At 59.2% G+C, this 13718-nt stretch carries 15 protein-coding genes and 1 tRNA gene; 11 read left to right on the top strand and 5 right to left on the bottom strand.

The features are described from left to right. Positions 1–14 precede the first annotated feature (14 nt). Positions 15–1109, bottom strand: a complete 1095-nt coding sequence (locus AC2FNC_RS05910; protein ID WP_480517764.1) for an anhydro-N-acetylmuramic acid kinase — start codon at positions 1107–1109, stop codon at positions 15–17. 305 nt (positions 1110–1414) lie between these two features. Here AC2FNC_RS05910 and tyrS point away from each other — a divergent pair, with 305 nt between their 5' ends. Then, positions 1415–2668 (top strand): tyrosine--tRNA ligase, encoded by a 1254-nt coding sequence (gene tyrS / locus AC2FNC_RS05905; RefSeq protein WP_267363943.1) that lies wholly within the window; start codon positions 1415–1417, stop codon positions 2666–2668. A 78-nt stretch (positions 2669–2746) separates the two neighbouring features. Here the strand turns inward: tyrS and AC2FNC_RS05900 are convergent, their stop codons facing one another. After that, on the bottom strand, positions 2747–3472 hold the full coding sequence (locus AC2FNC_RS05900) for a hypothetical protein (protein ID WP_496714804.1): 726 nt from the start codon (positions 3470–3472) through the stop codon (positions 2747–2749). Between the two features lie 220 nt (positions 3473–3692). Here AC2FNC_RS05900 and AC2FNC_RS05895 point away from each other — a divergent pair, with 220 nt between their 5' ends. Continuing rightward, the gene (locus tag AC2FNC_RS05895) at positions 3693–4448 is read left to right on the top strand and encodes a 3-hydroxyacyl-CoA dehydrogenase (protein WP_480473231.1); all 756 of its coding nucleotides are present in this window, start codon (positions 3693–3695) and stop codon (positions 4446–4448) included. A 9-nt stretch (positions 4449–4457) separates the two neighbouring features. Beyond that, a complete protein-coding gene (locus tag AC2FNC_RS05890; protein ID WP_480517357.1) occupies positions 4458–5006 on the top strand; it encodes a sugar O-acetyltransferase in 549 nt (182 codons plus the stop codon). On the opposite strand, the gene AC2FNC_RS05885 is transcribed toward AC2FNC_RS05890, so the two are convergent. From AC2FNC_RS05885 to AC2FNC_RS05875, 3 genes are all read right to left on the bottom strand, one after another. After that, on the bottom strand, positions 5003–6811 hold the full coding sequence (locus AC2FNC_RS05885) for an ABC-F family ATP-binding cassette domain-containing protein (RefSeq protein WP_480517360.1): 1809 nt from the start codon (positions 6809–6811) through the stop codon (positions 5003–5005). The genes AC2FNC_RS05890 and AC2FNC_RS05885 overlap by 4 nt on opposite strands. Before the next feature lie 68 nt (positions 6812–6879). Beyond that, positions 6880–7620 (bottom strand): GNAT family N-acetyltransferase, encoded by a 741-nt coding sequence (locus AC2FNC_RS05880; protein ID WP_480473237.1) that lies wholly within the window; start codon positions 7618–7620, stop codon positions 6880–6882. Between the two features lie 100 nt (positions 7621–7720). Next, positions 7721–8194, bottom strand: coding sequence for an outer membrane protein assembly factor BamE (locus tag AC2FNC_RS05875; protein ID WP_480517362.1), 474 nt, complete (start codon positions 8192–8194; stop codon positions 7721–7723). Between the two features lie 85 nt (positions 8195–8279). Here AC2FNC_RS05875 and AC2FNC_RS05870 point away from each other — a divergent pair, with 85 nt between their 5' ends. The 8 genes from AC2FNC_RS05870 (at position 8280) to AC2FNC_RS05835 (ending at position 13637) form a co-directional block, all read left to right on the top strand. Then, entirely contained in the window at positions 8280–8816 is a 537-nt protein-coding gene (locus tag AC2FNC_RS05870) for a YceD family protein (protein ID WP_480517364.1), read from the top strand. A 205-nt stretch (positions 8817–9021) separates the two neighbouring features. After that, positions 9022–9228: a 50S ribosomal protein L32 gene (gene rpmF, locus AC2FNC_RS05865; protein WP_008756996.1), complete on the top strand. Its 207-nt coding sequence runs from the start codon at positions 9022–9024 to the stop codon at positions 9226–9228. Between the two features lie 24 nt (positions 9229–9252). Beyond that, positions 9253–10341: a phosphate acyltransferase PlsX gene (gene plsX, locus AC2FNC_RS05860; protein WP_480473243.1), complete on the top strand. Its 1089-nt coding sequence runs from the start codon at positions 9253–9255 to the stop codon at positions 10339–10341. A gap of 22 nt (positions 10342–10363) precedes the next feature. Continuing rightward, positions 10364–11335, top strand: a complete 972-nt coding sequence (locus tag AC2FNC_RS05855; protein ID WP_496714803.1) for a beta-ketoacyl-ACP synthase III — start codon at positions 10364–10366, stop codon at positions 11333–11335. Positions 11336–11431: 96 nt separating this feature from the next. Next, positions 11432–11734 (top strand): integration host factor subunit alpha, encoded by a 303-nt coding sequence (gene ihfA, locus AC2FNC_RS05850; protein ID WP_209503673.1) that lies wholly within the window; start codon positions 11432–11434, stop codon positions 11732–11734. Between the two features lie 18 nt (positions 11735–11752). After that, entirely contained in the window at positions 11753–12358 is a 606-nt protein-coding gene (locus tag AC2FNC_RS05845) for a MerR family transcriptional regulator (protein WP_480473247.1), read from the top strand. Between the two features lie 61 nt (positions 12359–12419). Further along, a tRNA-Pro gene (locus AC2FNC_RS05840) sits at positions 12420–12496 on the top strand. A gap of 61 nt (positions 12497–12557) precedes the next feature. Then, complete coding sequence (locus AC2FNC_RS05835; protein ID WP_480493018.1) at positions 12558–13637, top strand: 2'-deoxycytidine 5'-triphosphate deaminase; 1080 nt, start codon at positions 12558–12560, stop codon at positions 13635–13637. Positions 13638–13718 lie beyond the last annotated feature (81 nt).

Raw genomic sequence — 13718 nt, 5'->3', positions numbered from 1 at the left:
ACCTGTATGCAGCCTCAACCCACCGGTTGAACGTTCACTGAACTGACCATGCCGCCACCCACCAGCGCTTTCACCCCGGTTGTTCCGGGGCACGAGGTTGGCAATCCCCGCGCCACGCGCACAGCCAGATAGGCAAAGGCCTGCGCCTCGAGCATGTCGCCGTCCAGCCCCACCGCCTCGACCGGTTCGACCGGGCAGTCGAGGGATACGCGCAGCATCTCCATCAACACCGGATTGCGCCGTCCACCGCCTGTAACCAGCACGCAAGACGGCGGCTGCGGACAATGTTCCATCCCCTGCACCACACCCGCTGCGCACATCCCGGTTAGGGTTGCCACCGCGTCAGCATCACCCAGTTCTTTCACTAGGTCGATCATCTCAGAGAAATCGTTCCGGTCTAGCGACTTGGGCGGCATACGTGCGAAGAAAGGCTCAGCCAGAAACAGCTCCAGCGCGCCCATTTCGACGGTGCCATTGCGCGCAACCGCACCATCCCGGTCCATCGGCTGCCCCAGCCGGGCTTGCATGAGGTCATCGACCGGCGCGTTCGCCGGCCCCGTATCAAAGGCAAGCAGCGCCCCCGGCGCCTCGGGACCATCAAAGCTTGGGTCCACATAGGTCAGGTTGCCAACACCACCCAGGTTCAAAAAGCACAAGGGGCGGTCCGCGCCAAACCACTTGGCGCAGGCAAAGTGAAAAAACGGTGCTAACGGAGCGCCCTCGCCCCCCATAGCCACGTCATCGCTTCGGAAGTCCCAGACCACCGGGCGCCCCAGCGCCTGCGCCAACCCAAGACCATCGCCCACCTGCAATGTCCCGCGCCCGCGCGGTTCATGCGCCAAAGTCTGGCCGTGAAAGCCAATCAGGTCTACATCTTCGAACTCGGACAGCGCTTCGGCATGGGCAAAGGTCACCATCTCGGCCGCCGCGTCGACCTGTGGACCGTGCCATTGCCCCAAAGCCGCCCGCAGAATTTCGCGTTCGGCATCGGTATAGGCGCGATAGCCGCTTTTCCCGAATCCAGCGATGGAATGCCCGTCGGTTTCCACCACCGCAGCGTCCACCCCGTCCAGCGACGTACCGGACATTGCGCCCAATGCCCGAACCATTCCGTATTTCTTGATGGTTTGGCCCACGCCTGCCTCCTGATCTGGCAATGTTTCCGCCGTGCCCGGGGTTCTGGACTTCACCTCTGGGTTGCAGCTTGGTCAAGGTGCTTTTGTTATGCCGCCTTGGCAAGCCTTCTGATTGGGGGCGTCGGTTTTTTTCCGACGTCGCGTTTCATGATCAACACCCCGGCCATCAAGTAGCGCGCGCATATCACGGCACGCGGTTTTAGAGTGAAAAGGTGGCTTTTCCTCATCCGCAGCGCCGCCTATACAGTGCCCCGCAACACAAACCCCGAGGGCACGATATGACCTACCACCCCAAATCGGATTTCATCGCCACGATGATCGAGCGCGGCTTCCTCGCCGACTGCACCGATTATCAGGGCCTTGACGACGCGCTGATCAGCGGGTGCAAGCCGGCCTATATCGGCTTTGATGCAACGGCCAAGTCGTTGCATGTGGGCAGCCTGATCCAGATCATGATGCTGCGCTGGTTCCAGAAGACCGGCCACCAGCCGATCACCCTTATGGGTGGCGGCACCACCAAGGTGGGCGACCCCTCGTTCCGCGCGGATGAACGCCCCCTGCTGGGACCCGAACAGATTGACGAAAACATCGCGGGCATCAAGAAAGTGTTCGCGGCCTATATCGATTACGACACTGATGCCGAAAACAAGGCGCTGATGTTGAACAATGCCGAATGGCTGGATGATCTGAACTACCTCGATTTCCTGCGCGACATCGGGCGGCATTTCTCGGTCAACCGGATGCTCAGCTTTGAATCGGTGAAATCCCGGCTGGATCGCGAGCAATCGCTGTCGTTTCTCGAGTTCAACTACATGATCCTGCAAGCCTATGACTTTCTGGAGCTGAACCGCCGCTATGGCTGTGTTCTGCAAATGGGCGGTAGCGACCAGTGGGGCAACATCGTCAACGGTATCGACCTGACTCGCCGGGTGCTGGATCACGAAATCTACGGCCTGACCTCACCCCTGCTGACCACCAGCGACGGCAAGAAGATGGGCAAATCGCAGGATGGCGCGGTCTGGCTGAACGCCGAGATGCGCTCGCCCTATGAATTCTGGCAGTTCTGGCGCAACACCACCGATGCGGATGTCGGGCGGTTCCTGAAGCTCTATACCGAATTGCCCGTGGATGAATGTGACCGTCTTGGTGCGCTTGCCGGGTCCGAGATCAATGAGGCCAAAATCCGCCTCGCCAATGAGGTGACAGCCCTTCTGCACGGGGCGCAAGCTGCGGCAACGGCCGAGGCCACGGCCCGTGAAGTGTTCGAAAAAGGTGGGGTTGGAGACGATCTGCCCACCCTGACCCTCAGCGCGGATGAACTGGGCGACGGCATGTCCATCGTGCAGATCATTGTCAAGTCAGGCCTGGCCAAATCCGGCAAAGAGGCCAAGCGCCTGATTGCCGAAAACGGGGCCAAACTGGACGACGCTCCGCTGACGGATGCGGGTTTGATGATCGACGCGGGCGCATTGTCATCCCCGATCAAATTGAGTGCAGGCAAGAAACGCCACGCATTGGTGCAACTGGGCTGACGCCCCTTTCACCTTGGAAAGCAAAACAGAAAACGGCCACCCGATTGGGTGGCCGTATCTATATTGGGGTGGACGAGACTACTGACGTCCCTTTCCGCCACCGCGACCGGGTCTGTCGCTTTCGCCCTCATCGTCATTGGCATTGTTTCCGCGACCCGGACCGCTGCCCTCGCCGCCGTTGCCGCTGCCATTGTTACCCTTATCGCCACCTTTGCCGCCGCCGGCATTGCCTTTGCCACCGCCGGGCTCTCCACCGCCACCGCCAGGTTCTCCATCGCCACCGCCAGGTTCTCCATCGCCACCGCCGGGCTCTCCACCGCCAGCACCGGGTTCTCCGCCACCGCCGCCGGGTTCTACACCGCCATCGCCGGGTTCCCCACCGCCACCGCCGGGTTCTTCGCCGCCGTTGTCAGGTTCTCCACCACCACCGGGGCCGTCAGGACCAGCTGCATTCGCAAACCCTGCCCCGCCGGGTTCTGAACCGCGGCTTTCACCCCGATTCTCGGCCAGACCGGACAGGCTTGCCGTTGGCAAGTCTGCCAGCAAAGCGGCCAGACCCGGGCATTGCGCCCCGGTAATGCTCAGCGTTGTCTCAAAATCCGGTCTCTTCTGAAGTCTGTCCAGAAAGCTTGGGGTCACCTGAACACAATCGCAAAGCCCGGCATAGTCGCCTGCATTCGCAAGACTTCGAGCCGTTTGCCAATTACAGGTTTCCGGCGCTGCAAAAGCATTGCCGGCAACCACAACCCCAAAGACAGGCGCGGCCAGAACAGCGCCCAGTGTTAGTTTCTTACTATTTACCATATCGGAACCTCCTGACGAAAAAACACGCAATGGCTGTGATTACTTCGTTCACGAACAGGCGCGTTTTCGTGAAGCGCGGATTAAGATGCCTTAAAGATGCGTATTGACCCGGCAGCGGCTATTCCGCGCCGCCCCTTTGGGCGTTCGGGCTCAAAGATATGGACACAGCCCCTGCAAAGCAGTTATTGAACAGTTGTTCATATCCTAGGGAGGAGTTCCGATGCACCTGTCCACCACAGCCGCTCTTGTCACCGGCGGCGCATCCGGTCTGGGCGAAGCCACCGCCCGTCACTTTGCCGCGCAGGGCGCACAAGTTACTATTCTAGACCGTGACGCGGACCGTGGCGCTCAAGTCGCCTCCGAAATCGGCGGGTATTTTGCGCCGACGGATGTAACAGATGAATCCTCGGTCGCAGCTGCCGTGCGCCACGGTATGGACAGGATGGGCAAGATTACCGCGACTGTGAACTGCGCCGGTATCGCTTATGGAATCAAGACGGTCGGCAAGGATGGCCCACACCCGCTGGACGCGTTCCAGCGCACGATCGACATCAATCTTGTCGGCACATTTAACGTCTCAAGGCTGGCTGCGGCCGAGATGGCAAAGAACGAACCCGAACCAGACGGGGCGCGCGGTGTGATCATCAACACTGCATCTATTGCTGCATTCGACGGCCAAAAGGGACAGGCGGCATATGCAGCTTCTAAAGGCGGCGTGGTTGGCATGACCCTGCCGATGGCCCGCGACCTGGCCTCAACCGGGATTCGCGTCATGACCATTGCGCCGGGTATCTTTATGACCCCGATGCTGGCGGGCCTTCCTGAAGACGTGCAACAACAACTGGCCGCAGACGTCCCGAACCCGGCCCGCCTGGGTGACCCCAAGGAATACGGGCGACTGGCCGGTTTCATCGTTGAAATGGGCTACCTGAACGGCGAGGTCATCCGCATCGACGGCGCTCTGCGGATGCGGTAAGACAGCTCCATGTCGGAGCGCCAGAAAATGCAGTCCGGGCAGTGGTATTGCTGTCTCGATCCTGAGTTGGACGATCTGCGCGCGCGAGCACGACGGGCTGTACACGCTCACAACACCTGTCCGCCCGACACACGCGGCGCGATGGCCCCGGAACTGCACGCGCTGCTGGGCCATGTCGGCGAGGACTGTTTTCTCGAAGCCCCTTTTCATTGCGCCTATGGAATGAACATCCATCTGGGCAGTCGGGTTTTCTTCAATGCCGGATGCGTTGTTCTGGACACGGCCCCCGTTCGGGTTGGCGACGACACGATGTTCGGCCCCAATGTTCAGATTTACTGCGCGCATCATGCCAAGGACCCTGCTGATCGGGCACAAGGGCTGGAAGTCGGCCTGCCCGTCAACATCGGCAGGCAGGTTTGGATTGGCGGCGGAGCGATCCTGTTGCCCGGCATAACCATAGGCGACTACGCCACAATCGGCGCAGGCAGCGTCGTCACCAAAGATGTCCCCGCCAGAGAAACCGTGGCAGGTAATCCAGCAAGACGTCTGGCCCTCTAAACGCTTTCAGCTTTCTCTTCGAGCGTCAGCCATTCCTCTTCAGCGGCCGAGAGTTTCTCCTGCCGCTCAACCAACGCCTCGGTCGCTTTTTGGAACTTCACCGGCTCACGCGTGAACAGCTCGGGATCGGACATCAACTCTTCCAGCTTGGCAATCTCGGCCTCTAGGCGCGCGATCTCGGCAGGCAGTTTCTCCAGCCGGTGCTTCTCCGAGAAGGACAAGCCGGATTTCGGCTTTTCTTCCTGCTTGACCTTTGGCTTTGAAAGCTTTGCTTTTTCTACACTTTTTTCGATCACATCACCGCGCTGTGCGATGTAATCCGACCAACCGCCAGCATAAACTGTCGCCTGTCCGTTACCCTCCATCGCGATGGTGGTTGTCGCCACGCGGTCCAGAAAATCCCGGTCATGGCTAACCAGCAGAACGGTGCCGTCGTAATCGTCCAAAAGCTCTTGCAGCAGGTCCAGCGTCTCGACATCCAGATCGTTGGTCGGTTCGTCCAGCACCAATAGGTTCGAGGGTTTCGCCATCAGCTTGGCCAGAAGCAATCGGGCTTTTTCCCCACCGGACAGGGACTTGACGGCTGCTCGGGCCTGCCGTTCGTCAAATAGAAATTCCTTGAGATACCCTACAACATGTTTGGGCTGCCCGCCCACCATCACCTGATCGGCCTTGCCCGACACCCGCATAGCCGGATCGCCGGTCAGACTGTCCCACAGGCTCATCTCAGGGTCTAGTTGGGCGCGGTTCTGATCGAATACCGCGATTTCAAGGTTCGTCCCCTGAGATACCGAGCCCGCGTCCGGCTCCACCTGCCCCAGCAGCATCTTCAGCAACGTTGTTTTTCCAACACCGTTCGGCCCGACAAAGGCCACCCGGTCACCGCGCTGTACCAGCAGATCAAAGTTCCGAACGATCTGCTTGTCGCCAAATCCTTTGGCCAGCGCCTTGGCCTCAATGACCTTGCGGCCCGATTTTGGCCCTGCCTCCAGCGCCATTGCAGCCGAACCCTGACGTTTGATCTGCCCCGCCTTTTCAGTTCTCAACGCCTGCAAGGCCCGCACCCGGCCTTGGTTGCGTTTGCGTCGGGCGCTAATGCCCTCAACCGCCCATTTCGCTTCAGATTTGATCAGGCGATTCAGCTTGTGGCGTTGCTGGTCCTCTTCCTCCCAGACCTTGTCCCGCCAGGCCTCAAAGGCTTCAAAACCCTGCTCCTGTCGCCGAACAGCCCCCCGGTCAATCCAAAGCGTTGCCCGCGTCAGAGCCCTCAAAAAGGCTCGGTCATGCGAGATCAGCACAAAGGCCGCTCGGCTCGCGCCAAGTTCGCGTTCCAGCCACGCGATGGCTTCGATATCCAGATGGTTGGTCGGCTCGTCCAGCAACATCAGATCCGGTGCTTCGGCCATCAGCTTGGCCAGTGCCGCCCGCCGCCGCTCTCCGCCCGAAGCGGTCTCAACCGCGCGTGAAGGATCGAACTTCAACCCTTCACCGGCCCGTTCAACTTTGTAAAGTTCTCCCGGCTCCAACCCGCAGGATGCGTAATCTCCCAACGTGGCAAAGCCTTCCATCGTCGGATCTTGCTCCATATAGCCAACGGATTTCCCGGGCGGCACGACAATCTCGCCCCGATCCGCCTCGACCAGACCGGCCATCACTTTCATCAACGTGGACTTTCCGGACCCGTTTCGCCCCACCAGCGCAACACGATCACCGGGTTGAACCACCAGATCCAGTTCGGAAAACACCGGGTCACCCCCGAAAGTCAGGGAAATGCCGGACATCTGCAACAAAGGAATTCTCGCCATGCCCGCCAGCTAAACCGGCTGACACATTGCGTCAACGCCCCGTCTTCATCTTTTCAAAAATACTCAATCTACCCGGCCACCGCCCGCAACAGACGTTTGCGCGCCGGGGGGATCGCACCGATTTCCACCCCTGTGAAAACGTGCAGCGTGTTCATGTCGCGATCCACCACCGCATGATCGCTGACCCAACCGCCCATCATCAGATAGGTCCGCAACAAAGGCGGCATCCGCAGCATTGCCTTTTTAGAATCCGGTCTGCGCCGCAAACGCGCGGCAAAACGAAACACATCCGGAGCCTTCACGCGCGGCAACCAACGTTTCGGGCCCAGATGGCGATGTTTTAGCATCGCAAACGCATCCAGATACTGCTCTGTTTCGGTACCGGCAAAAGAGGAACATCCAAACAGCATCTCGACGTTGTTCCGATCAACGTAGGCCGTCATTGCACCCCAGGCGACACGCAGGATGTCGGGGTCGCTGTGATCAGGATGGATACAGAATCGTCCCATTTCGACCATCCGACCTTTGAAGCCTTCGAGCGAGGTCAGGTCATAGAACTGCGCCGAATAACTTCGCCCGATCTCGCCGCCACTATCCATGGTCAGCATCCGAAAGCAGCAGACCAGCCGTTCTGCCGAGCGCATATCCTCGACCAGGATATGGCTACAGCGTGCATCAAACTCGTCGCAGTCCGGTTGCTCTGTGCCAAAAGCCAAGGTCCGCAATGCCTGAGCTGTTCTGATATCCTCGGGCGACTGCGCCAGTCTGGCGCGATAGCGCCCCTTGCTTAACAAAACTGCCGTTGCCACGGTCGCGCCCTCCACGGTTGCCGACCCTCAGGCGTCGGTACGACACCATTAGCACAAGACATGTGACTGCCCTGTGACCACCGCAAGGTTTAGGCGCAAATTAGTTGGCGCCCGGAATGTTCGCCGGGTTGAAGTTGCCGATATTGCCTAGCAGCTGACGCAGGAAGCCTTTGTCCTGAACGTTGGAATCGGTAACGCGGCGCTCCAGAGCAATCACATTCCCGTCTTCAAGACCAAAGCGTTCGATGTTTCTGACGACACCGCGCTGATCAAAACTGATGGCAACCAGTTCGCGGGATACCACCTCGGGCCGTTTCGGACCGTAGTGACGCACGCGAGAGCGGACATAGTAATAGCCCGAATCCCGAACCACGCCGGATGCGCCCGGCGCGCCGATAGCCTCTTGCACACTGTCCCGCGTGTCTACGCCTACTTTGATTTCCGCCAGTTCTTCGGCCGGTGGCACATAGCCGTGATTCTTGAATATAGCCGTACAAGCCCCGGTCGCAGCCAGACAGGCAACAAACACAAGCGATTTCGCAGTTGGTTTCAACCGGTTCACTACCTTCAACATCTGCACCCTCTTGCCTTGGCCTTCTTCGGCTTCTATCCGATTACATAAACCGCTGCCACGGTTCAACACATAGAAAGGCTCACGAATGAGCAACACGACATCATTTCGGGTGTCTGACCTGCCGCAGAACGCCCCGACACCGTTCGATCTGCGCCCCGCAACCACCGCGCTCGAGCAGATCAGGCAAGACCTTGGGCTGCTGGGGCTGCGCAAACTCAGCTTTTCGGGCGAACTGAGGGCGCAGGGCAAACGGGACTGGGTTCTAAACGGGAAACTCGGTGCAACTGTCATCCAACCTTGCGTAGTGACGCTGGAACCGGTGACGACAAGGATCGACATACCAGTGCACCGGACTTTTCTTGCGGATTGGGCAGACCCAGATGATCCAGAGTTCGAAATCCAGGAAGATGACGAATCTGAACCTTTGGGGCCTGAAATTGATCCGGCCCTTGTCATGGTCGAGGCCCTGTCTCTGGCTTTGCCACAATATCCGCGTAAAGACGGCGCGGAACTGGGCCAAGCTGCCTACACAGAACCGGGCAAACAGGCGATGACGGATGACGATGCCAAACCCTTTGCAGGATTGGCAGGTCTGCGCGATGTGCTAAAAAAAGACGAGTGACAGGTGCCAGATTTCCTGTCATAGCAGGCGGTCAGAAAAATCGCTTGAACATGCCGAGAATCGCAGTATTTTCGCGCGCTCATCGGATTTTGGGTTGGACATTGCGGGGCCCGTCGCCTAAACGCGCGTCAAACCACGATAAACGAACTACGAAACCCGGGTCGGCAGCGAATCTGCGGCCCCCAGTCAGACAAAGGTTGAGACCATGGCCGTCCAACAGAACAAAGTTTCCAAGTCGCGTCGCAACAACCGCCGCGCACACGACGCTCTGGTTGCTGCAAACCCGAACGAATGCCCGAACTGCGGCGAGCTGAAACGCCCGCACCACGTTTGTGCCTCTTGCGGCCACTATGACGATCGCGAAGTCGTCGCACAGGCCGACGAAATCGATCTGGACGAAGACGCAGCCTAAGCCTGATTGAGCGCAGGCCAAGGCATGAACGATCAGCCCACGCACGCCGGACGGATCACCATCTCGGTTGACGCAATGGGAGGGGACGCAGGTCCCGCTGTCGTCGTTGCAGGTCTGGCAAAATCGGCTGGCAAGAACCCGAATATCGGGTTCCTGCTGCACGGGCCCGAACAGGTATTGCGCAAGCTGGTTGCCAAACGACGTGTCCTTGAAGGGCGCGTCGTTTTTCGTGATTGCCCCGACGTTGTTACGATGGAAGACAAGCCCAGCCAGGTCGTGCGCAACGGCAAGCAGACCTCGATGTGGTCCGCGCTGGAAGCGGTTCGTCAGGGTGAAGCCCATGGCGCGGTGTCCTGCGGGAACACCGGTGCCCTTATGGCCCTTTCGATGATGCGTCTGCGCAAATTGCCGGGCGTGAACCGCCCCGCAATCGCGATCCTGTGGCCTTCGCGCAACCCGCAGGGGTTCAATGTAATGCTGGACGTGGGCGCCGATGTGCGCGCCGACGCCAAGGATTTGCTGCAATTCGCCCTGATGGGCGCGTCTTATGCGCGCAACGGCATGGCCCTGAACCGCCCCCGGATCGGGTTGCTGAACGTTGGCACCGAAGAGCATAAGGGCCGGGCCGAACTGAAAGAAGCGCATGCCATGATTTCGGAATACGCCGAACAGGCGAATTTCGAGTTTGTTGGCTTTGTCGAAGGCAGCGACATTCCCGGCGACAAGGCAGATGTCATTGTTACAGATGGGTTTACGGGCAATGTTGCGATCAAAACGGGCGAAGGCACAGCCAGGCTGATCGGAGATCTTCTGCGTGAGGCGTTCAAATACTCTCCGTTGTCGCGATTGGCTTCGGTCCTGGCCATTACGTCACTACAGCGCCTGAAAAAGCGCATTGATCCGCGGCGTGTGAATGGTGGCGTGTTTCTGGGTCTGAACGGGACTGTTATTAAATCCCATGGCGGGGCAGATGCGACCGGAGTGTCGGCAGCGATCAAACTGGCCTTTACTCTGGCACGGTCCGGCTTTGCCGAAAAATTAGCTGCGCGGGTTGCATCCACGGCCCAGCTTGCACAAGATGCCGCGCAAGCTGCGCCGCAGACCGATAAATAACAAAAAAGGCAGTACCCCAAAAATGGCAGGCCGTTCAGTTGTAGTAGGTGTCGGGCATTATTTGCCGGAACGTATTGTTCCAAATTCCGAGTTTGAGAAAACGCTGGACACAACGGATGAGTGGATCAGAACCCGGTCGGGGATCGAACGCCGCCATTTTGCTGCCGATGACGAAACGACGTCGGACCTGGCCACCAAAGCTGCCGAGGCTGCCCTGGCCGATGCGGGCCTGACATCGGATGATATTGACGCGATCGTCGTGGCGACCTCGACCGCGGACCTGACCTTTCCTTCTGCCGCGACCATGGTTCAGGCCCGGCTGGGTATGACCAAGGGGTTTGCTTTCGACGTACAGGCCGTCTGCGCGGGATTCGTTTTCGCTCTCAGCAACGCAAATGCGTTGATCTTGTCCGGTCAGGCCAAACGCGTGCTGGTCATTGGTGCCGAAACCTTTTCCCGGATTATGGACTGGACCGACCGCTCGACCTGTGTTCTGTTCGGGGATGGTGCCGGCGCTTTGGTACTCGAAGCGCAGGATGGCGAAGGCACCGCTGCGGATCGCGGCATACTCGCAACCGATCTGAACTCGGACGGGCGCTACAAGGACCTGCTTTATGTCGATGGGGGTGTTTCGACCCAATCCACCGGGCATCTGCGTATGCAGGGCAATCAGGTTTTCCGACATGCCGTTGAAAAGCTTACCAAAACGGCTGAAACAGCCCTGAGCCGCGCGGGGCTGAGCAGTGCTGACGTCGACTGGATTGTTCCTCATCAGGCCAATATTCGCATCATTCAGGGCACGGCCAAAAAGATGGGCCTGCCGATGAAAAACGTGGTTGTGACCGTTCAGGATCACGGCAACACCTCGGCTGCATCCATCCCATTGGCACTGTCGGTTGGTAAACAACGCGGGCAGATCAAACCCGGCGACTTGATCGTGACCGAAGCAATTGGCGGCGGTCTGGCCTGGGGCGCGGTGGTTCTGCGCTGGTAACCGGCGCAATCCAGCTTACACAGCTGCTTGCAATTCATTGATATTGACAGCGAATTTGCCATACCCATATGCTTTGACAGCAACAGGGGAAATGACATGGGCGACAATACACTGACTCGAATGGATCTGAGCGAGGCCGTCTTTCGCGAAGTTGGGCTTTCGCGCAACGAAAGTGCGCAGCTGGTCGAAAGCGTTCTGAACCACATGTCCGACGCTCTGGTGCGTGGCGAGCAGGTGAAGATCTCGTCCTTCGGTACGTTCAGTGTTCGCGACAAGACCGCGCGAGTCGGACGCAACCCCAAAACCGGCGAAGAGGTTCCGATACAGCCCCGCCGCGTACTGACCTTTCGCCCGTCGCATCTTATGAAAGATCGCGTCGCCGTCGGGAATCGCAAGTAACCCCAGGGTCACGCGGATATGAGCAAATCCCGCGACGCGTTTCGCACGATCAGTGAAGTAGCGGATTGGCTTGGTGTTCAGGCCCATGTTTTGCGTTTCTGGGAAAGCCGCTTCACTCAGGTCAAACCGGTCAAACGCGCGGGCGGGCGTCGGTATTACCGCCCCAATGACATGCGTCTTCTGGGCGGCATCAAGAAACTGCTTCACGAGGACGGGATCACAATCAAAGGTGTGCAGCGCATCCTGCGCGAGCAAGGCGTCGCACATGTCGCAGCACTGTCTCCGCCTCTAGACGAACCGGGCCCTGCCCTGATTGAACCCGTTCAGGGCAAAGTGGTGCCGTTCGAACCGAAACCCGCTGCCGCCACCGAACAAATCCTTATGGATCTGGACGAACCGGCCGAGCAGCCGGTGAACGAAGGCGTGCAGGCCGACGCACTTCCCGCGACTGCGTCAGAACAAGAACCACAGCCAGACCTGAACACTGCGCCCCTGATGGGTGGGATCGCGTCGCTGGCGTGGAAGCGCGCCGAGTTTGACGACGAACTACTGCGCCGGATTGCACCAATTGCAAAAGACCTGCGCCGCTGGCTGGATCGTGTTGAAACACAGGCGACGGGTTAGGAAAAAAGGCAGTGTTTTCCTCTTGCCCCTGCCGGGAAAATCTTTATGAACGGCCCAACGTCGGGCTATGGCGCAGCCTGGTAGCGCGTCCGTCTGGGGGACGGAAGGTCGCAGGTTCGAGTCCTGCTAGCCCGACCAAATCACACCGACGTTTATGGCACAAAGGCCAGATCCCGCTCTGGCACACGAGGGGATCGAGATGACAGGTGTTTGCGCGAACCAGCAAATCGAAGCAATGATCGCGCGCGGAGAGATTGCCGCCAACCCCGATGTCCTGCCAGCGCAAATTCAACCAGCCAGCCTTGATTTGCGTTTGGGAACAGTGGCCTACCGGGTACGCGCCTCGTTCCTCGCGGGCGAAGGACGGACCGTTACGGATCGGTTGGCCGAGTTCGAAATGCACCGCATCGACATCTCGGACGGCGCTGTTCTGGAAAAGGGCTGCGTCTATCTGGTGCCCCTGATGGAATCACTTGCCCTGCCCCGCGACATAACCGCCGTCGCCAATGCCAAAAGCTCGACCGGGCGGCTTGACCTTCTGACCCGTACCATTACCGATGGTGGCACAGAATTCGATCGCGTTCCTGCGGGCTATAAGGGCCCGCTGTATGCCGAGATCTGTCCACGTTCGTTTTCGGTTCTGGTCCGGCCCGGTATGCGTCTGAACCAGATTCGTTTCCGTCAGGGTCAGGCCGTCTTGTCTGACGCCGAACTGACCGCCCTGCACGCCGAATCGCCGTTGGTAGACGGCCCTGCTGTGATTCAGGACGGTCTTGGCTTTTCGGTCGATCTGCAACTGCCCGATACCGATTTGGTCGGCTATCGCGCCAAGCCCCATACCGGGGTAATCGATCTGGACCGAATTGGCGAATACGACCCCCAGGAATATTGGGAGGAAGTGCGCACCAAGGACGGTCGCATCATACTTGACCCCGGAGCATTCTATATCCTTGTCAGCCGCGAGGCGGTCCACATCCCGCCGATGTATGCCGCCGAAATGGCACCTTATCTGGCCATGGTTGGTGAATTCCGGGTGCATTATGCCGGATTCTTCGATCCCGGCTTTGGCCATGCAGCCGCCGGGGGGGCCGGGTCGCGAGGCGTGCTTGAGGTGCGATGCCACGAAGCGCCTTTCGTGCTGGAGCACGGACAAGTGGTCGGGCGCCTTGTCTATGAGAAAATGGCTGAAATGCCCACGCAGCTATATGGTGCCGGGATTGCATCGAACTATCAGGGCCAAGGCCTGAAGCTGTCCAAGCACTTCAAAGCGGCCGGCTAATCCTCAGAATTTCTTGCAACGGTGCACGTGCCGGATAACCCACGTTGCCTGTCGCAGGTTCCGCGCCTGACCCGTAGTGAC

Source organism: Ruegeria sp. BHSA123, from assembly GCF_059613425.1.
Note: the sequence above shows the minus strand (reverse complement) of the source record. Positions and strands in the feature narration are given on the sequence as shown.